This window comes from Citrobacter sp. Marseille-Q6884 (assembly GCF_945906775.1).
GTDB lineage: Bacteria > Pseudomonadota > Gammaproteobacteria > Enterobacterales > Enterobacteriaceae > Citrobacter.
The window spans coordinates 333,521-354,352 of sequence record NZ_CAMDRE010000001.1 but is presented as its reverse complement, the minus strand read 5'-3'; the positions used below and the strand labels follow the sequence as shown (position 1 = coordinate 354,352).

General features: G+C 52.1%; 15 protein-coding genes. 10 read left to right on the top strand and 5 right to left on the bottom strand.

Features of this window, described 5'->3' with window-relative positions:
• Window positions 1-184 precede the first annotated feature (184 nt).
• The 8 genes from N7268_RS01555 to srsR all read left to right on the top strand — a co-directional run bounded on the left by N7268_RS01555 (window position 185) and on the right by srsR (window position 11,816).
• Window positions 185-4,384 carry an Ig-like domain-containing protein gene (locus N7268_RS01555; RefSeq protein ID WP_260861574.1) on the top strand — a complete coding sequence of 1,400 codons (4,200 nt, stop codon included), beginning with the start codon at window positions 185-187 and terminating at the stop codon, window positions 4,382-4,384.
• A 343-nt stretch (window positions 4,385-4,727) separates the two neighbouring features.
• Window positions 4,728-5,756 (top strand): erythrose-4-phosphate dehydrogenase, encoded by a 1,029-nt coding sequence (gene epd, locus N7268_RS01550; RefSeq protein ID WP_198905846.1) that lies wholly within the window; start codon window positions 4,728-4,730, stop codon window positions 5,754-5,756.
• 39 nt (window positions 5,757-5,795) lie between these two features.
• Complete coding sequence (gene pgk, locus N7268_RS01545; protein ID WP_198905848.1) at window positions 5,796-6,959, top strand: phosphoglycerate kinase; 1,164 nt, start codon at window positions 5,796-5,798, stop codon at window positions 6,957-6,959.
• Window positions 6,960-7,048: 89 nt separating this feature from the next.
• Window positions 7,049-8,128 carry a class II fructose-bisphosphate aldolase gene (gene fbaA, locus N7268_RS01540; RefSeq protein ID WP_003027029.1) on the top strand — a complete coding sequence of 360 codons (1,080 nt, stop codon included), beginning with the start codon at window positions 7,049-7,051 and terminating at the stop codon, window positions 8,126-8,128.
• Window positions 8,129-8,320: 192 nt separating this feature from the next.
• Window positions 8,321-9,181, top strand: coding sequence for a small-conductance mechanosensitive channel MscS (locus tag N7268_RS01535; RefSeq protein WP_260861573.1), 861 nt, complete (start codon window positions 8,321-8,323; stop codon window positions 9,179-9,181).
• Window positions 9,182-9,322: 141 nt separating this feature from the next.
• Window positions 9,323-9,958 (top strand): arginine exporter ArgO, encoded by a 636-nt coding sequence (argO, locus tag N7268_RS01530; protein ID WP_260863515.1) that lies wholly within the window; start codon window positions 9,323-9,325, stop codon window positions 9,956-9,958.
• A 93-nt stretch (window positions 9,959-10,051) separates the two neighbouring features.
• Entirely contained in the window at window positions 10,052-10,798 is a 747-nt protein-coding gene (locus tag N7268_RS01525) for an oxidative stress defense protein (protein WP_260861572.1), read from the top strand.
• Window positions 10,799-10,919: 121 nt separating this feature from the next.
• Window positions 10,920-11,816, top strand: coding sequence for a LysR family transcriptional regulator SrsR (srsR, locus tag N7268_RS01520; protein ID WP_260861571.1), 897 nt, complete (start codon window positions 10,920-10,922; stop codon window positions 11,814-11,816).
• Here srsR and N7268_RS01515 read toward each other — a convergent pair.
• From N7268_RS01515 to argP, 5 genes are all read right to left on the bottom strand, one after another.
• Window positions 11,813-13,378 (bottom strand): acetyl-CoA hydrolase/transferase family protein, encoded by a 1,566-nt coding sequence (locus N7268_RS01515; protein ID WP_260861570.1) that lies wholly within the window; start codon window positions 13,376-13,378, stop codon window positions 11,813-11,815. The two genes, srsR and N7268_RS01515, sit on opposite strands and share 4 nt — an antisense overlap.
• The gene (gene scpB / locus N7268_RS01510) at window positions 13,305-14,090 is read right to left on the bottom strand and encodes a methylmalonyl-CoA decarboxylase (protein WP_260861569.1); all 786 of its coding nucleotides are present in this window, start codon (window positions 14,088-14,090) and stop codon (window positions 13,305-13,307) included. Before scpB ends, N7268_RS01515 begins: the two co-directional genes overlap by 74 nt.
• 10 nt (window positions 14,091-14,100) lie before the next feature.
• Entirely contained in the window at window positions 14,101-15,096 is a 996-nt protein-coding gene (gene meaB, locus N7268_RS01505; protein WP_260861568.1) for a methylmalonyl Co-A mutase-associated GTPase MeaB, read from the bottom strand.
• Window positions 15,089-17,233: a methylmalonyl-CoA mutase gene (scpA, locus tag N7268_RS01500; protein ID WP_260861567.1), complete on the bottom strand. Its 2,145-nt coding sequence runs from the start codon at window positions 17,231-17,233 to the stop codon at window positions 15,089-15,091. The genes meaB and scpA overlap by 8 nt, the downstream gene beginning before the upstream one ends.
• Before the next feature lie 228 nt (window positions 17,234-17,461).
• Window positions 17,462-18,355 carry a LysR family transcriptional regulator ArgP gene (argP, locus tag N7268_RS01495; RefSeq protein ID WP_198905867.1) on the bottom strand — a complete coding sequence of 298 codons (894 nt, stop codon included), beginning with the start codon at window positions 18,353-18,355 and terminating at the stop codon, window positions 17,462-17,464.
• Window positions 18,356-18,514: 159 nt separating this feature from the next.
• On the opposite strand from argP, the gene rpiA reads away from it, so the two are divergent.
• Both rpiA and serA read left to right on the top strand, forming a co-directional pair.
• Window positions 18,515-19,174 carry a ribose-5-phosphate isomerase RpiA gene (gene rpiA / locus N7268_RS01490; RefSeq protein ID WP_260861566.1) on the top strand — a complete coding sequence of 220 codons (660 nt, stop codon included), beginning with the start codon at window positions 18,515-18,517 and terminating at the stop codon, window positions 19,172-19,174.
• 271 nt (window positions 19,175-19,445) lie between these two features.
• Complete coding sequence (gene serA / locus N7268_RS01485) at window positions 19,446-20,678, top strand: phosphoglycerate dehydrogenase (protein ID WP_198905870.1); 1,233 nt, start codon at window positions 19,446-19,448, stop codon at window positions 20,676-20,678.
• Window positions 20,679-20,832: the final 154 nt, after the last annotated feature.

The following is a 20,832-nucleotide window of genomic DNA, read 5'->3' as shown; positions in this document are numbered from 1 at the left end:
TATTGGTGGCATTGAGTGCCAAAATTATAATGATATATAAAATAACCATTCATAATTAAAATGTATTTAACGAGGGGATATGTAAGGTGTGAAGGTCAGGGAAATGATCGAGGGGTTGTATATTTAAATTAACAAATATAATCTTCGCCGATTAATATGGAGTTCTCTTTCATGGAGTGTAGAGATGAAATTTTCTGGCAAAAAACTGCTTGCTGCGGTTCAGATCGTTCTGCAATTATGCCCCCCTTCATTTTTATTATATTTAGCGCCAACCAGTAATGTTAGCGCACAGGCATTGACGCGTTCAGAGCCTGATGAATCCTCACAGAAACAGACAGAAAGTCGTATTGCAAAGGCCACCATACAGGCTGGAACATTACTCAGTGGCGACAATGCAGGGGCACTGAGTCAGACACTGGTATCCACCTCGACAGGCATAGCCTCTGCTGAGTTACAACAGTGGTTAAATCAGTTTGGTACGGCGAGGGTGAATATCAGTACCGATGAGCGTTTCACGTTAAACGACTCTTCAATGGATATATTGCTGCCACTTTATGATTATGAAGAAAATCTCCTGTTTACCCAGTTGGGTGGTCGTCGTCACGATGATCGTAATATCATTAATGCCGGTATAGGTTATCGTTATTTCTCCGATAAATGGATGCTGGGGAATAATATTTTTTATGATCGTCAAGTATCAGGTGTTCAGCATGACCGTTTGGGTATTGGCGTGGAGTCAGGTTGGGACTATATAAAACTTGCTGCTAATGGTTATTTTCGCTTGAGTGACTGGAAGTCCTCATCACGTTATACCGATTATGATGAGCGTGTTGCTAATGGGTTCGATATTCGACTTGAAGGATATTTACCCGCCTGGCCGCAGCTTGGCACCAACGTCGTTTATGAACAATATTATGGCGACAGTGTGGGATTGTTTGGCGATGACGAAGATGACCGCCAGAGTAACCCGCACGCGATTACTTTGGGTCTGAATTATACACCGTTCCCATTACTGACGTTTGGTGTAGACCAGAAGTGGGGGAAAAATGGTGAGAAAGATACCCAGCTTAATTTGACGTTCAACTGGCTCATGGGGATGCCGTTGAGCGCTCAGCTTGATGGCGCGGCGGTTGCGCAACATCGCTCGCTTATGGGGAGCCGACATGATTTGGTCGCACGAAACAACAATATTGTACTTGAGTACCGCAAACAGGATCTGATCTCGCTGGCGCTTCCTGCTTCTCTGGCTGGGAAAGAGCAGTCCAGACAGAATGTCAGTGCGAAGGTTAAAACTAAATATGGCCTTGAATCTATTGAATGGCAGGCGGCGTCATTTCTGAATAGCGGTGGAAAAATCGCGCAGGGTAGCACTCCGGAACAGTTTGTCCTGACCCTGCCAGCCTGGCAGGGTAATGGTATCAATAGTTACACACTGACCGGGATCGCGTGGGATAAAAATGGCAATAAATCAAATGCCAGCGAGATGAAGGTCAATGTCAGCGGTATTGATGTCACGACTCTCCAGTCTTCGGTTGCAGTGACGCCGGGTAAGGTTCCGGCGGATGGTACTACCACCGCCAGGGTGACAGTGAGCCTTAAAACCAGCCAGGGTGAGCATGCAACAGGATTAGCCTCACGATTAACCACCGAGCTCTCTGCCTCAACAACGGTTGATGCCGATATCGAGGACTCGCTGAAAAAAGCGACAATAACTGGTTATAGCGAAACTGCGCCTGGGGAGTATGCAGCGACGCTGACATCAGGTACTCAGCCGGAAACATTGCTCATTCAGCCGCTGATTGACAAAACGGTGAGGCTGGTGAGTACGAAACTGATCGAAGAGGCGGTAGAGACGCTGCCACAGCTCGCCGGGCTGGATACCTCAGCCACGCGTGTGGTAGCGAGCGGGGCCGCACCGATAACGCTGACGGCACATGTTATCGACCAATACGAAAGACCGCTGAAAGGCATCGCCGTAAACTGGACGGCAGACGCCGCGCAGGCAGCGTTGTCTTCATCCCAAACCTCGACCAATGAGCAGGGTGATGCACAAATTCAGGTGACCAGTAATGCCGTGGTTAACACGATTATTACTGCACAATTGGATCAGGGGAGGACATTAAGCTCGCCAACGTTGAGTTTTGTGGCGGACACCGCGACGGCCAAAGTTGTCTCTATTAACAGTGAAAAACAGCAGGTCGTCGCGAATAATAACGACACCAATACGCTCACCGCTCAGGTGACGGATGATTTCAATCACCCTCTGGAAGGCGTGACGGTTAACTGGACCGTGGAGAAAACGGATAACACCCGGGTTGGGAGCCAATCGTCACTAACCGACAGCCAGGGCAAAGCGACATTTGCGCTGAAATCGGCAAAAGTGGGTACGGTGACGGTAACCGCGGATGTGAACGGAAAATCCCCGCAGAAAACAGAATCTATCACCTTTGTTGCTGACAACAGTACGCAGAAAATTAGCGCCATTACGATGAGTAAAACGCAGGCTACTGCGAATGGTAACGATGGCATTACCTATACTGCTACCGTGACAAATGCGCAGGGTGAAGCGCTGCAAAACATGAAGGTACTCTGGTCAGCAGATACCTCAAATGCCCGATTTAGTGCGACGGAAACCACCAGTGACGCAAATGGCCAGTCGCAGGTTGTGTTGATGTCCACCAGCGCCGGTAATGTTGTTGTCTCTGCCCGTACGGAAGCAAGTACGACGCTTCAGGCCGATAAAGTGACGTTTGTAGCAGACGCGACGACGGCCAAACTCGCGAATATCACCAGCGATCGCCAAAGTGTCGTTGCGAATGGAAAAGAGGGAATTATCATCAGCGCAACCGTCACTGATGCTAGCGGTAATCTGCTGGAAGGTGCTGAGGTTAACTGGAGCTCCTCTCCTGCTGGTGCGGAAATGTCGGTACAGACCAGTAAAACCAACAGTAGCGGCGTTGCTCAGGTACAAGTGTCGTCGAAAACAGCGGGTAGCTATAGTGTGGATGCCAGCATTAATGGCAGTTCACAACGGTTGTCTGACCTCAACTTTACCGCTGACAGCGACTCCTTACAGGTGAGTACGCTGGTGGCCGAGAAGTTAAATGATATTGTTGCCGATAAGGACAGTGTCGCGCTGACGGCTAGCGTGATGGACGCAAACAATAACCCGGTTCCGGGAGTGACGGTAAACTGGAGCAGTAGCGAAACCAGCAGTACTTTCAGCCGCATGTCGTCCGTAACGGATCAAAATGGACATGCGACGACGTCATTTTCCAGCCTGAAAGCGGGGAGTATTACCGTAACGGCAACAGCAGGTGTAAGCAGTCAGTCGCAGACATTGCAGGTGGTTGGAAATATCGAAACGGCGCAAATCAATGCGGTGACTGCAGATAATGCCCAGGCGATCGCAGAGGGTTCTTCATCGGTCACCTGGACTGCCGATATTACAGATGCCAACACGAATATGCTGAAAGGAGTGACAGTAAACTGGACCGCGGATAATCAAGATATACAGCTTTCTTCTGCAAACAGTATTACGTCAGAGAGTGGCAAAGCGAGCGTCAGCGGTAAATCGCTTAAAGCCGGGAGTGTGAAAATAACAGCCTCCCTGACATCACCAGCGAGTCAACTGAGCGCGACTACAGTGACGTTTATCGGTGATGCTAAAACAGCCAGGGTTGTCAAAGTCACCGCCAGTACAGACCACGTAGCAGCAAACACCGCGCCTGTTACGTATACGGCCACGGTTACAGATGCTAACGATAATCCCTTGCAGGCGGTAACAGTCTCATGGACAACGACCTTAAATAATCTTTCTGCTGCGACTAGCGATACGAATGATAAAGGGGAAGCGGCGGTACAATTGTCCGGTTCCGAATTCGGAAATGCGAATGTGACTGCCAGCATTAACGGTAGCAGTCTCTCTAATGGCTCGACCATATTTATGGGGTCAATTGAGGATACGTGGAATATTCCCAGTTCTACTCAGTCGAACGCGTATACAGGAGAAACAATTTATAACTTTCTCAACCTGGGTTTTGTGGTCACCGGGAATACCACAGGCCCTACGTCATTAATATGGTCGACGAATTATGGGGCGTACTCAGTATTGACGGCTGAGTTGACTGATGAAAAGGGCAATCCCCAAACGGTAACGTTCAGAGGGCAGGTAGCAAACAAATGTACCTTCTTTGAATTTAACAGTGCCTCAGGGTGTACGGCGCCGGGTAATGCGCCGAAGATTACCTATGTGCCGGAAGACGGGAGTAACGCCGCCTTACCTAAGGGGAACTATAGTGGTGTGATTACCTTCAATGGTCGCGACTGGCACTCTTCCTGGGCGTTGAGCTATACCATCACAACGACGCTGGTGGTGAACTAACGCTATCTCTCCCGCAGCGACAGTGCTTGCTGCGGGAGAGGTTTCCATGTGAAATCAAGGGGTATGAGTAAATTCCACCCCAATATTCCTTTCGTCACCCTCATCACTTTTTGACAGCAATCAAACAGTAAAATGTGACGTAAGTCAGATAACTGTGTTCTGTTGCTGGACAATCATTCCTTTTATTCCTCGTTTCGCTTATTCTAGCTGAAGCGTTTCAGTCGATTAAATGTTCGACAATTAATCAATCAGTCGCAGTTTGCGACAGGTAAGGTTTTCCTGAGCGGTTTGCTGCATTACTCTGTCTGCCACATCGTTTCTGAGAAATCCTTGCAGGGGACCTATGACCGTACGCGTAGCGATTAATGGTTTCGGTCGCATTGGACGTAACGTGGTTCGTGCGTTGTATGAATCCGGACGTCGGGCGGAAATCACCGTGGTGGCAATCAATGAACTGGCGGATGCTGAAGGCATGGCGCATTTGTTGAAATATGACACCAGCCATGGACGTTTTGCATGGGATGTTCGCCAGGAACGCGACCAGCTCATGGTAGGTGACGACGCGATTCGCATTCTGCACGAGCGAACCCTTGATGCGCTGCCATGGCGTGAACTGGGTGTCGATATTGTGCTGGATTGCACGGGAGTTTATGGCAACCGTGAACACGGTGAGGCGCATATTGCCGCCGGTGCAAAAAAAGTGCTCTTTTCACATCCTGGTAGTCACGATATCGACGCAACCGTTGTGTTTGGCGTGAACCAGGATCAGCTGCGCGCTGAACACCGGATCGTATCAAACGCCTCCTGCACCACGAATTGTATAATTCCCGTCATTAAGTTGCTGGATGATGCTTACGGCATTGAATCTGGCACCGTCACGACGATCCACTCAGCGATGCACGATCAGCAGGTAATTGATGCTTATCATCCAGACCTGCGTCGTACGCGAGCGGCCAGCCAGTCTATTATTCCAGTAGATACTAAACTGGCGGCGGGCATCACGCGTATTTTCCCGCAATTCAACGATCGATTCGAAGCGATTGCGGTGCGTGTTCCGACCATAAATGTGACGGCGATCGACTTAAGCGTGACGGTGAAAAAACCGGTAAAAGCCATTGAAGTCAACCAGTTGCTGCAAAAAGCAGCACAAGGTGCATTTCATGGTATAGTTGACTATACGGAATTACCGTTGGTCTCTGTAGATTTTAATCACGACCCGCACAGCGCCATCGTTGATGGTACGCAAACGCGGGTGAGTGGTGCTCACCTGATCAAAACATTGGTCTGGTGCGATAATGAATGGGGCTTTGCTAACCGTATGCTCGACACGACGTTAGCGATGGCTGCTATTGGTTTCAGGCTCGACGCTTGAGCGTCGACAAAACTTTATGAATCAACGAGAGGATTCACCATGTCTGTAATTAAGATGACCGATCTGGATCTGGCTGGTAAACGCGTTTTTATCCGTGCGGACCTGAACGTACCAGTTAAAGAAGGGAAAGTAACCAGCGATGCGCGTATCCGTGCTTCCCTGCCGACCATCGAACTGGCCCTGAAACAGGGTGCTAAAGTGATGGTAACTTCCCACCTGGGTCGTCCTACCGAAGGCGAGTACAACGAAGAATTCTCTCTGCTGCCGGTTGTTAACTACCTGAAAGACAAACTGTCTGCTCCGGTTCGCCTGGTAAAAGATTACCTGGACGGCGTTGAAGTCGCTGCCGGTGAACTGGTTGTTCTGGAAAACGTTCGCTTCAACAAAGGCGAGAAGAAAGACGACGAAGCGCTGTCCAAAAAATACGCTGCACTGTGTGACGTATTCGTCATGGACGCATTCGGTACCGCTCACCGTGCGCAGGCTTCTACCCACGGTATCGGTAAATTCGCCGACGTAGCTTGCGCAGGTCCGCTGCTGGCTGCTGAACTGGACGCGCTGGGTAAAGCACTGAAAGAACCGGCTCGCCCGATGGTTGCTATCGTTGGTGGTTCTAAAGTTTCTACCAAACTGACCGTTCTGGACTCCCTGTCTAAAATCGCTGACCAGCTGATCGTAGGTGGTGGTATCGCGAACACCTTCGTTGCTGCTCAAGGCCACAACGTGGGTAAATCCCTGTACGAAGCTGATCTGGTTGATGAAGCTAAACGTCTGCTGACCACTTGCGACATCCCGGTTCCGACTGACGTTCGTGTTGCGACCGAGTTCTCTGAATCCGCCGCAGCGACGCTGAAATCCGTTAGCGATGTGAAAGAAGACGAGCAGATCCTGGATATCGGTGACGCGTCTGCACAGCAGCTGGCTGACATCCTGAAGAATGCAAAAACCATTCTGTGGAACGGCCCGGTTGGCGTGTTTGAATTCCCGAACTTCCGTAAAGGGACTGAAATCGTTGCTAACGCTATCGCAGACAGCGAAGCATTCTCTATCGCAGGTGGCGGCGATACTCTGGCAGCAATCGACCTGTTCGGCATTGCTGACAAGATCTCCTACATCTCCACTGGCGGCGGCGCATTCCTCGAATTCGTGGAAGGTAAAGTACTGCCAGCAGTAGCTATGCTCGAAGAGCGTGCTAAAAAGTAAGACACTAATGGGCAGGGATAACCTGCCCAATTTTTAGCGCGCTTCAGAGCGCGCGCCCTTTCCAAGGCCGAAGATACAGGACTCGCAACATGTCTAAAATTTTTGATTTCGTAAAACCGGGCGTAATCACTGGTGATGACGTACAGAAAGTTTTCCAGGTAGCAAAAGAAAACAACTTTGCTCTGCCAGCGGTTAACTGCGTTGGTACCGACTCCATCAACGCCGTTCTGGAAACCGCTGCAAAAGTGAAAGCGCCGGTTATCGTACAGTTCTCCAACGGTGGTGCTTCTTTCATCGCGGGTAAAGGCGTGAAGTCCGACGTTCCTCAGGGTGCTGCTATCCTGGGTGCTATCTCTGGCGCGCATCACGTTCATCAGATGGCTGAACACTACGGTGTTCCGGTTATCCTGCACACTGACCACTGCGCGAAGAAACTGCTGCCGTGGATCGACGGTCTGCTGGACGCAGGTGAAAAACACTTCGCAGCTACCGGCAAACCGCTGTTCTCTTCTCACATGATCGACCTGTCTGAAGAGTCTCTGGAAGAGAACATCGAAATCTGCTCCAAATACCTGGCGCGCATGTCCAAAATGGGCATGACTCTGGAAATCGAACTGGGTTGCACCGGTGGCGAAGAAGATGGTGTGGACAACAGCCACATGGACGCTTCTGCACTGTACACTCAGCCAGAAGACGTTGATTACGCGTACACTGAACTGAGCAAAATCAGCCCGCGTTTCACCATCGCGGCTTCCTTCGGTAACGTACACGGCGTGTACAAGCCAGGCAACGTGGTTCTGACCCCGACTATCCTGCGCGACTCTCAGGACTATGTTTCTAAGAAACACAACCTGCCGCACAACAGCCTGAACTTCGTCTTCCACGGCGGTTCCGGTTCTACTGCTCAGGAAATCAAAGACTCCGTAAGCTACGGTGTAGTGAAAATGAACATCGATACCGACACCCAATGGGCAACCTGGGAAGGTGTTCTGAACTACTACAAAGCAAACGAAGCTTACCTGCAGGGTCAACTGGGTAACCCGAAAGGCGAAGATCAGCCGAACAAGAAATACTACGATCCGCGCGTATGGCTGCGTGCTGGTCAGGCAACCATGATCACCCGTCTGGAACAGGCTTTCAAAGAACTGAACGCGGTTGACGTTCTGTAATTTATCCCGTTCTACGTGAGACGAGGCCCGCACATGCGGGCCTTTTTTATTTCTATTTCAATGTGCTATTTACAGAAATTTCTGTGATCAATTTGGCAAAAACCGGGTTTATTGTTTACCCTTGTCAAATTGCCCGTCCTTATGGGACGGCTTTATTTCTCCCGTTTTGGGTAAGCATAAAAGGAATAGTGAATGGAAGATTTGAATGTTGTCGACAGCATAAATGGTGCAGGCACCTGGCTGGTACGTAACCAGGCGCTGCTGCTGAGTTATGCCGTTAACATCGTTGCGGCTATTGCTATCATCATCGTCGGGATGATTGTGGCGCGTGTTGTGTCTAACACCATTAACCGTGTGATGGTTGCGCGTCAAATTGACGCAACCGTTGCGGACTTCCTCTCTGCGCTGGTGCGCTACGGTATTATCGCTTTTACGCTGATTGCTGCGCTGGGGCGTGTCGGGGTGCAGACGGCCTCTGTGATCGCCGTTCTCGGTGCCGCAGGTTTAGCCGTGGGTCTGGCGTTGCAAGGCTCTCTGTCTAACCTGGCTGCGGGTGTGTTGCTGGTAATGTTCCGTCCGTTCCGTGCGGGTGAGTATGTGGATCTCGGCGGTGTCGCCGGAACCGTACTCAACGTGCAGATTTTCTCCACCACCATGCGCACCGTAGACGGCAAGATTGTGGTGATCCCGAACGGTAAAATCATTGCCGGAAATATCATTAACTTTTCCCGTGAGCCGGTTCGTCGTAACGAATTTATCATCGGTGTCGCGTATGACTCCGATATCGATCAGGTGAAAAAAATTCTCACCGATATTATTCAGTCTGACGATCGTATTTTGAAAGATCGTGAAATGACGGTACGTTTGAATGAGCTCGGGGCTTCCTCAATTAATTTTGTGGTACGTGTCTGGAGCAACAGCAGCGATCTGCAAAGCGTTTACTGGGACGTGCTGGAGCGCATTAAGCGCGAGTTTGATGCCAACGGTATCAGCTTCCCGTATCCGCAGATGGATGTGAATTTCAAGCGTATGAAAGAAAATACGGCTGAGTAATCAGGATAAGGTCGGCATGCCGGCCTTTCTTTTTGCCCTCTACATTAGCTGCTCTTATACCCAATTAAAATTATCAATTTCCGCTAATGATTTTCCCGCGCTATAGTCTGCGCTTAAGAGAAACAGCTCGGGATGATTAACGTGTTATCGTATTATTTTCAAGGTCTTGCGCTTGGCGCGGCAATGATACTTCCACTTGGTCCACAAAATGCCTTCGTGATGAACCAGGGCATTCGCCGCCAGTATCACATCATGATTGCCTTACTTTGCGCCGTCAGCGACTTACTGCTGATCTGCGCGGGGATATTTGGCGGTAGCGCATTGCTGATGCAATCACCGTGGCTGATGGCGCTGGTCACCTGGGGCGGGGTGGCATTTTTACTCTGGTACGGTTTTGGCGCATTAAAAACGGCAATGAGCAGCAACCTGGAACTGGCCAGCGCTGAGGTGATGAAGCAGGGGCGCTGGAAAATCATCGCCACGATGCTGGCGGTGACCTGGCTGAACCCGCATGTCTATCTGGATACCTTCGTGGTACTCGGTAGCCTGGGCGGTCAACTGGACGTAGAGCCTAAGCGCTGGTTTGCGCTGGGAACTGTCAGCGCATCGTTTCTGTGGTTCTTTGGCCTGGCGCTGCTGGCGGCCTGGCTGGCTCCGCGTCTGCGAACGGCGAAAGCGCAGCGGATCATTAATACGCTGGTCGGCGTGGTGATGTGGTTTATCGCTTTTCAATTGGCAAAAGAAGGGGTTGGGCATGTTTATGCGCTGTTCAACTAAGCGTTGTCTGATGGACAATGGAGTGAGATCGGCTAAGCTTGCCTGCATGCGCCCTGAGTGTTGGGGTGATTTACGTAACATGGAGGAACGACAGTGAAGTTTAAAGTGATGGCCCTGGCGGCATTAGTCGGATTCAGTGCACTATCGGTACAGGCAAATGAATTGCCGAATGGACCGCACATCGTGACTTCAGGTACGGCAAGCGTGGACGCAACGCCTGATATCGCTACTCTGGCGATTGAAGTCAACGTGGCAGCGAAGGACGCCGCTTCAGCGAAGAAGCAGGCTGACGATCGCGTGGCGCAATATCTTTCCTTCCTTGAGCAGAATCAGATAGCGAAGAAGGACATCAGCTCCGCCAACCTGCGCACGCAGCCGGATTACGATTACCAGAATGGTAAAAGCGTACTCAAAGGTTATCGCGCGGTGCGTACTGTTGAAGTGACACTGCGTCAGTTGGATAAACTCAACGCACTGCTGGATGGCGCGCTGAAAGCAGGTCTGAATGAGATTCGTTCGGTATCGCTGGGTGTGGCCCAACCGGATGCTTACAAAGACAAAGCGCGTAAAGCGGCGATTGATGATGCCATTCATCAGGCACAGGAGCTGGCAGCCGGTTTCAACAGCAAGCTGGGTCCGGTTTACAGCGTGCGTTACCATGTCTCTAACTATCAGCCGAGCCCGATGGTTCGTATGATGAAAGCCGACGCTGCGCCTGCACCGTCAGCGCAGGAAACCTATGAGCAGCCGGTTATTCAGTTTGATGATCAGGTTGATGTGGTCTTCCAGATTGAGCCTGCAGCGGGTCAGCCGGCAGCAACGCCTGCCAAAACGCAGTAATCTTTCAGACCCGGCTTATCCAGCCGGGTTTTTTCTGTGAGCAACTGTAAAAATGAGACCGCGTCGCGAGTCTTTTTTTTTGCCTGCAAGAGGATATCCATAGTGACTTTATGAGGCGACTATGGATATTTTTATCTCGAAAAAGATGCGTAATTTTATTCTGCTGGCACAGACCAATAACATCGCCAGAGCGGCAGAAAAAATACATATGACCGCATCGCCCTTTGGCAAAAGCATTGCTGCACTGGAAGATCAAATTGGCTATACGCTGTTTACCCGTAAAGATAACAACATCAGTCTGAACAAAGCGGGGCAGGAGCTGTATCAAAAACTGTTCCCTGTCTATCAACGGCTCTCTGCCATTGATAACGAAATCCATAATTCCTCTCGCCGCTCGCGAAACGTAGTCATCGGCATCGACAATACCTATCCCACGATTATTTTCGACCAGTTGATAAGCCTTGGTGACAAGTACGATGGCGTGACGGCGCAGGCTGTTGAGTTCAGTGAGAATGGGGTGATTGATAACCTGTTTGACCGGCAGCTCGATTTTATTATTTCGCCACAGCACGTTTCGCCGCGCGTACAGGAGCTGGAAAATCTGGCGATCAGCGAGTTGCCGCCGTTGCGCCTTGGATTTCTGGTTTCCCGGCGTTACGAAGAAAGACAGCCGCAGGATCTGCTGCGCGAGTTACCCTGGCTACAGATGCGCTTTCAGAATCGGGCGAACTTTGAGGCAATGCTGGATGCCTACATGCAGCCTTGTGGGATCAATCCGACGATTATCTATCGCCCGTACAGCTTTATGGCCAAGATAAGCGCCGTTGAGCGCGGTCAGTTTCTGACGGTGATCCCCCATTTTGCCTGGCGGCTGGTGAATCCGGCGACGCTGAAATATTTTGATGCGCCTGGCAACCCAATGTATATGCAGGAATTTCTCTATTCGCTGAAAAATCATCGCTATACCGCCACGATGCTGCAGCATATTGCTGAAGATCGTGACGGTAAGGCAGATTAACCCAACATGGATCCGGTCTCGATCAAATTGCGATGCAGATCGAACGCATGGCAGAGATCATGATGAATATGCCCGCCGGGCGCCTTCTCCAGATACTGGTGCAGGTAGTCCCGGTAAAGCGGATGCGCGCAATTGTCGATAATGGTTCGCGCTCGTTGTAGCGGCGATAAGCCGCGCAAATCGGCAATACCCTGCTCGGTAATGATCACTTTGACGCTATGTTCGCTGTGATCAACATGGCTGCACATAGGAACGATCGTTGAGATTTTCCCGTCTTTGGCAATCGACGGAGCCATAAAGATGGACAGATAGGCGTTGCGCTCAAAATCACCGCTGCCGCCAATACCGTTCATCAGGTTCACTCCCGCAACATGCGTGGAGTTGGCATGACCATAGATATCAAACTCCAGCCCCACATTCAGTGCGATGACCCCAAGACGGCGGATGATCTCCGGGTTATTGGAGATCTCCTGCGGGCGAAGCACGATCCGGTTACTGAAAAAATCCATGTTGTCATAAATCTTCTTCAGCGAATCGGCTGAAATCGTCAGACTGGAGGCGCTGGCGCCCACAATCTTGCCGGTCTCCAGCAAATGTACCACCGACTCCTGCAACACCTCTGAGTACATCATAAAAGGCGGAATGTCCGGGTTCTCGCCAAGCCGCGCCATCACTGCGTTGTTGATATTGCCGACGCCGCTTTGTAAGGGTAAGAATTCCGGCGGGATACGCTTACGCGCCATTTCTTCAAGCAGAAAGATCACCACGTTATCGGCAATGTGCTGGCAGACCGGGTTCATCTTATCTGACGCGTTTCCGGCGTCGGGAAGGTCGGTCTCGACCACCGCGACAATTTTACGCGGGTCAATCTGTACGAACTGGCTGCCCACGCGATCCATGGTATGGAAAATGGGAACGCTGTTACGGCGTGGCGGCGCGCCAGGGATAACAATGTCCGCCAACTCCGCCACGCGTGGATTATGGTAGTGGTTCAGCTCGATAATGACTTTTTTCGCCCGCAGCAGCCAGGTGGGGGCATTACCAATCCCGCTGGAAAGCCAAATCCGACCATCCGGCTCAATCGCGGAGGCTTCAATGACGGCAACGTCAATATCGCCAAAAAAGCCATAATTGACCATCTGCGCCACTTCACTCAGATGGAGATCGACAAACCGCACCTGGCCCTGATTGATTTTCTGTCGCAGGCCGGAAGAGGTTTGATAAGGCGCACGCCAGGAAACGGCATCAGCCTCGGATAATGCATCGTCTGCGGCTGCGCTGATTGATGCTCCCGTCAGCAGTCGGATCTGAAAAGGCTGCCCGGTCTGATGAAGCTCAATGGCACGCTGAGCCATCGCGGCAGGCAACGCTTTTGGTGAGCCTGCTGGCGTAAAACCGCTGAACGCAACCATATCATCGTGCTGGATAATTTCTGCCGCGGCTTCGGCACTCATCCGTTTCATGGCGATCTCCTGTCTGCGGGAGTGATTAATGACCGACAAAGTTAGGTTTACGTTTTTCCATAAACGCGGCCATCCCTTCCTGATAGTCCTCGCTGTCATACACCGCACGGCGCATACCCTGGATCCGCTCAAATTCATCGGAATTCATGGTGTGCGCTTCACCCAACACGCGCAGCTCTTCTTTGATGACGGCAATCGCCAGGGGCGCTTTTTCCGAGATGTGGTGCGCCATTTGTAAGGTGAAATCTTCCAGTTCGTCGGCCGCGACCACATGGTTGAGAATCCCGACTGCCATGGCTCGTTGCGCTGTGATGGGCGAGGCGGTAAAAATCAGCTCTTTCACGATGTGGAACCCGGCATCGCGGGTCAGGTTGTGAATGCCCACCAGGTTGTACGGGACGCCAAGGTTGACCGGGGTCATTGAGAAGGTGGAGGTTTCCGCAGCGATGATCAGATCGGAGCTCATGATCATCTCAAACGCACCGCCCCAGACGCTGCCTTCAACCATGGAGATCACCGGTTTCGGGTATTTTTGGATCATGCGGGTGATCTGACGCAGCGGATCGTCATAGGAGAGCGGATCGCGGCGTCCGGTAGGGAGTTCATGAATGTCATGCCCGGCAGAGAACACTTTTGCTCCGCTCGGCGCGCGCAGAATAATGCAGCGAATTTCCGGGCGATTGAGGTCGCTCAATGCCTGCAAAAGATCGTCAATAAACACCTTGCTGAGGGCGTTGAGTTTGCGAGCATAGTTGAACTCAATGACCGCAACTTTCTGGATGATGACAACGTTGACGTATTGATAAGACATAATGTTCTCTTTATTTAAAGTAATGATGCTGGATAAATTCGCTGATATTTCGCAGACCGGTGCGCGGCGAAAGATCACTGTTTTTGACTGACTGCAGTGTTTGCTGGAAATAACGCTCAAAATCAGTACGGGCAAACAACAGATGCAGTGCCTCTTCTTCGGCCTGTTTTTGTAACCAATCTACCGCTTGTTGCTGACGGACTTTTTCCAGTCGACCGCTGGTGGTTAGGCATGTTTTGAAGTCGGTTATGGCCTGCCAGATCTCTTCAATGCCACGTTTCTCGAGGGCGCTACAGGCCAGTGCCCGAGGCTGCCACTCGTCATACTTGCGCCGCAGAATATGCAGAGCGGATTCATACATATGGCAGGCGATGGCAACGCTGGCCCGGTTATCACCGTCATCCTTGTTGATGACAATCAGATCGGCCATCTCCATGATCCCTTTTTTGATCCCCTGCAGATCGTCGCCGCCCCCGGCGATCTGCAGTGAGATAAAGCAATCGACCATGCGCGCCACTTCGGTTTCGGACTGCCCGACGCCGACGGTTTCGACAATCACCACATCGAACCCTGCGGCTTCGCACAGCAGCATCAATTCACGAGCGCGCTGGCTGGCGCCCCCTAAATGACCGCTGGATGGTACCGGGCGAATAAACGCCGCCTCTGCGCGCGCCAGTTCCGTCATCCGGGTTTTGTCACCCAGAATGCTGCCGCCGCTGACCGGGCTGCTGGGATCGACGGCGATCACCGCCACCCGCAGACCCTTACGGATCAGCAACATACCGAAGGCTTCCAGAAACGTGCTTTTCCCGGCGCCCGGTGTACCGGTGATCCCTAAGCGCAAGGCATTACCGGTAAACGGCATGATGGTGTCCAGCAATTGCGTACTCAGCGCCTGGTGACGTGGAAGTTGACTCTCAACCAGCGTCATCGCCTGAGCGAGCGTGGCGCGTTCACCCAGGCGCAAGCGCCGGACGCTATCTGTCAGCGTGGCGGCGTTAATCATGATGCTGACTGATCCGGTTTAACACATCGCGGACGCTGTCGAGCATTGGCGTACCCGGACCATAAATCGCGGCCACGCCACGCTCTTGCAGGAAGGCATAGTCCTGGGGCGGAATGACGCCACCCGCAATGACGCAAATGTCCTCGCGTCCCCATTGCTTCAGTGCGGCAACCAGTTCCGGGATCAGCGTCTTGTGACCTGCAGCCAGCGAAGATGCGCCAACCACGTGCACATCATTCTCAACGGCCAGACGAGCGATCTCTTCGGGTGTGGAGAACATCGGGCTGAGATCAACATCGAACCCCAGATCGGAGTAGGCGCTGGCAATCACTTTTGCGCCGCGATCGTGACCATCCTGACCCATCTTGGCGATCAGAATACGAGGGCGACGTCCGTTCTCCGCCAGAAATTGTTCGGTTTGCGCAAGGATGGCATCAAACTCACCGGCGGATTTGTCGGACTGGTGGTAGCTTTGCGCAATAACCCCGGTGACGCACTGGCTTGGCACCAGATAGCGGTCGAAGGCGGCTTCCAGCGCGTCAGAGATTTCACCAAGGGTGGCGCGAACGCGGGCAGCGCTGATGGCGGCAGCCAGCAGGTTTTCATTGTGCTGTGCGGCGTGGGTGAGCGCATTGAGTGCCGCGTTGACCGCCGCCTCGTCACGGGTGGCGCGGATGTGCTTCAGTGAGGCGATCTGTTCGTTGCGGACTTTAACGTTGTCGATTTCCAGTACTGGCGTTTCGTCTTCTTTATCCAGTTTGTACTTATTAACCCCAACGATGACGCGCTTGCCTTGATCAATCAGGGATTGTTCACGCGCGGAAGCCTCCTCGATCATACGTTTTGGCAATCCTGCTTCGATCGCTTTGGCCATCCCGCCTGCTTCATCGATCTGCTGGATAATGGCGCGCGCCTGCTTCACGATTTGATCGGTCAACGATTCGACGTAATACGATCCTGCCAGCGGATCTACGGTGCGGCAGATCTCTGACTCTTCCTGGATAATGATCTGCGTGTTACGCGCGATACGTGCGGAGAAATCTGTTGGCAGACCGAGGGCTTCATCAAAGGCGTTGGTATGTAACGACTGTGTACCGCCGAGCGTGGCGCCGAGGGCTTCGATGGTAGTGCGTACCACGTTGTTGTAGGGATCTTGCTCTGTCAGGCTCCAGCCTGAGGTCTGGCAGTGGGTACGCAGCGCTAATGATTTTGGATCGGATGCGCCAAAACTGCTGACCGCTTCGCTCCACAGATAGCGAGCCGCGCGCAGCATGGCGACGTTCATAAACAGATCCATGCCAATGCCGAAGAAGAACGACAGGCGTGGGGCAAAATCATCGATTTTCAGCCCGGCAGAAAGCGCCGCTTTAATGTATTCGATACCATCGGCGAGCGTAAATGCCACCTGCTGAACGCAGTTGGCTCCCGCTTCGCCCATGTGATAACCGCTGATGCTGATGGTATTAAAGCGCGGCATATTGCCTGAACACCAGGCGATGATGTCGGCGATAATGCGCATTGAGGGCTTCGGTGGGTAAATATAGGTATTGCGGCACAGGTACTCTTTCAGGATATCGTTCTGGATTGTCCCGGTCAGTTTTTCGGGGGATACCCCTTGCTCTTCTGCCGCCACAACATAAAACGCCATCACCGGCAACACCGCGCCGTTCATGGTCATCGACACGGACATTTTATCCAGCGGGATTTGGTCAAACAGTACCTTCATATCTTCGACGGTATCAATCGCCACACCGGCTTTACCCACATCGCCCGCTACGCGTGGGTTGTCAGAGTCATAGCCACGGTGGGTGGCGAGGTCGAAGGCAACGGAAAGCCCTTTTTGCCCTGCGGCAAGATTGCGGCGGTAAAAGGCGTTGGACTCTTTGGCGGTGGAGAAACCGGCGTACTGGCGAATTGTCCACGGCTGCGCGGTATACATGGTTGCGCGCGGGCCACGTACGTAAGGCGGCAGGCCGGGTAGGGTGCCAGTCACTTCCAGATTATCGAGGTCTGCTTCGGTGTACAGCGGCTTGATGACAATCCCTTCTGCCGTTTGTCGTTCCAGTGATTCGACGGTTTTTTCCCGTCTGCTGAGTTCTTTATTGGCGAGTGTTTGCCAATCCTGCACGTTTGCCATTTTTTGCTCCGTATTACGCAATTAGTTGAATCTTTGCGATTACGGTGAGCTTTTTCATTCGGCTTGTCGCCAGCAAAAAATAGCCAACAGGGCGTCGTTTTTTGCCGCGTGAAAGATTTTAATTTTGTGATTTATTTCAAGGAAGTGGCTGGGGAAATGGAGAAGGCGGTAGGGAACATGTAGGCCGGATAAGCGAAGCTTGTCCGGCACTCAGCGGTAATAGCGCGTTTAATCCTGGCGCAGCACGTTGTGTCCGTATTCCAGCAGCGCATCGGTGACATTGCGCATCATGCGGCTCTCTGGCGCAAAGCGGTGCCAGTAAAGCATACGACGCTGGAACAGCCCCGGCGTTAAGTCGATAAGCTCACCGCTTTCCAGCTCTTTTTCAATCTGTAAGTGCGGGATCATACAGCAGGTGGTGCCCTGACGCGCCAGCTGCACAAAGGCTTCAGACGAGTTAACGATATGACACGGCACGCTGCCCGGCGGCAGGTCGAAGTTTTGTTGCAAGAAGGCCTGGTGCATATCGTCGAGGTGGTCAAACGCAACCGCTGGCGCTTTCAGCAGGGCTGAACGCGTGACGCCATTGGGGAAATAACGTTCGGCAAAGGCTTTAGAACCGACAAACAGGTAGTCCAGCGCGCCGAGTTTATCCACCAGGCAGCTTGGCAGCGCCTGGTGCTGGATACTCACCGCACCGACCACTTCACCGCGACGCAGACGCTCCTGGGTGCGCGTTTCATCTTCAACCTGCAGGTTCAGACGAATCGGCGAGTTTGCCAGCACCGGGGCCAGCGCTGGCAGTAACCAGGTGGCCAGACTGTCGGCGTTGACCGCCAGCGAGAGCAGCAGCGGCGTAGAGCCCGTTTGTTCATCACCGAGCCATTCGTCTTCCAGCAGTTCCACCTGACGCAAAAGCGCCAGCAGTTTTTGCCCTTGTTCTGTAGGACGAGGAGGGACGGTACGTACCAGCAGCGGTTGTCCGAACATATTCTCAAGCTGTTTTATGCGTTGTGAAACCGCGGATTGCGTGATGCACAGCTTTTGCGCAGCGCGCTCAAATCCTCGTTCACGAATAACCGCATCCAGTGCTTGTAGTGTTCTGTAGTCCGGACGTTTCATTGCTCTGACGCACTCCTGAAATTTTTATTTGTTCTGCACTATGACATAAATTTAGGTTGGGTAAAGATGAAATCCGCCGCCAGCAAGCGGGTGTGGGGACATTTTTCTGCACAATGTTCTATAATGCGCGTGAATTTTCACACCACAGGCGAAACGATCATGACGCAGGATGAACTGAAAAAAGCAGTAGGATGGGCGGCACTTCAGTATGTACAGCCCGGTACCATTGTGGGCGTAGGTACAGGTTCAACAGCCGCACACTTTATTGATGCGCTGGGCACAATGAAAGGTCAGATTGAAGGCGCAGTGTCCAGCTCGGACGCATCGACCGAAAAACTTAAAAGCCTCGGTATCCACGTGTTCGATCTTAACGAAGTGGACAGCCTGGGCGTCTATGTTGATGGCGCAGATGAAATTAACGGCCACATGCAGATGATCAAAGGCGGCGGCGCGGCGCTGACCCGTGAAAAAATCATCGCTTCAGTGGCAAAGAAATTTATCTGCATCGCTGATGCCTCTAAAGAGGTCGATATTCTCGGTAGCTTCCCGCTGCCGGTAGAAGTGATTCCGATGGCACGTAGCGCCGTTGCTCGCCAGTTAGTGAAACTGGGTGGTCGTCCTGAATACCGTCAGGGTGTGGTGACGGACAACGGCAATGTGATCCTCGATGTGCATGGTCTGGAGATCCTCGACGCTATTGCGATGGAAAACGCCATTAATGCGATCCCAGGCGTTGTGACCGTAGGCCTGTTTGCCAATCGTGGTGCGGACGTGGCGCTGATCGGTACGGCTGATGGCGTGAAAACTATCGTAAAATGATCTGACGGAAGCGTCTTCTGCCGTTAAAAAAATTTTGGCAGGGCAAATTTGGTGACTTCTGTCACGTTTTCAATCTTGTCCTGCCGATCCCTCCAAAGAAAAAGTTATCACCAGTATTTTCCTCTGACATTTCCCGCTGAATAACATTTCCTCAGAATGTCGACGCAAACGTTCATATTGCCGCAATATTATTTTTTGATATGTTGAAGAGGAGGATGAAAATCCCACACACAACACATCAGTTTGAACAAAAAAAGACAGGGTCGGGTAAATGGGAAAGGTATCGCTGGAGAAAGACAAGATTAAATTTCTGCTGGTTGAAGGCGTGCATCAGAAAGCACTGGAAAGCCTTCGTGCGGCAGGTTACACCAACATCGAGTTTCATAAAGGCGCTCTGGACACTGAACAACTGAAAGAGTCCATCCGTGATGCCCATTTCATTGGCCTGCGATCCCGTACCCATCTGACTGAAGATGTGATTGAGGCAGCAGAGAAACTGGTGGCGATTGGCTGCTTCTGTATTGGCACCAACCAGGTTGATCTTGGTGCCGCCGCCAAACGCGGGATCCCCGTGTTCAACGCGCCATTCTCTAACACCCGTTCCGTGGCTGAACTGGTGATTGGCGAGCTGCTGCTGCTGCTTCGTGGTGTGCCAGAGGCCAATGCCAAAGCGCACCGTGGCGTCTGGAATAAACTGGCTACCGGTTCTTTTGAAGCGCGCGGTAAAAAACTGGGGATTATCGGTTACGGTCATATCGGTACCCAGTTGGGCATTCTGGCGGAATCGCTGGGGATGCACGTCTATTTCTACGATATTGAAAATAAACTCCCGCTGGGTAACGCCACCCAGGTACAGCATCTTTCCGATCTGCTGAATATGAGCGACGTGGTTAGCCTGCACGTACCGGAAAATGCCTCAACGAAAAACCTGATGGGCGCGCAAGAGATTGCCCTGATGAAACCGGGTGCGTTGTTGATCAACGCCGCGCGCGGCACGGTTGTCGATATTCCGGCACTGTGTGACGCGCTGGCAACCAAACATCTGGCGGGCGCGGCAATCGACGTTTTCCCAACGGAACCGGCAACCAACAGCGATCCGTTTACGTCTCCGCTATGTGATTTTGACAACGTGATCCTGACGCCGCACATTGGTGGTTCAACGCTGGAAGCGCAGGAAAACATTGGTCTGGAAGTGGCCGGTAAACTGACCAAGTATTCCGACAACGGCTCTACGCTGTCCGCCGTTAACTTCCCGGAAGTGTCCCTGCCGCTGCACGGCGGTCGTCGTCTGATGCACATTCACGAAAACCGTCCGGGTGTGCTGACGGCGCTGAACCAGATTTTTGCTGAGCAGGGCGTCAACATTGCCGCGCAGTATCTGCAAACCTCCGCCCAGGTCGGTTATGTGGTTATTGATATTGAGGCGGATGAAGATGTGGCGGAGAAAGCGCTGCTGGCAATGAAAGCGCTGCCGGGTACTATTCGCGCGCGTCTGTTGTACTGATTTCCTCTCTATGGGCAGGCGGTTGACCTGCCCATCTTTCCTCTGATTTCCCTGCCTCACTATCTCTTACTGTAACGCATACATTCTGTTTTCGAGCCTTACCGCAATTGGTAACTAAAGGCTGCTTTCTATGTTGTACAGCAATAAAAGGAAT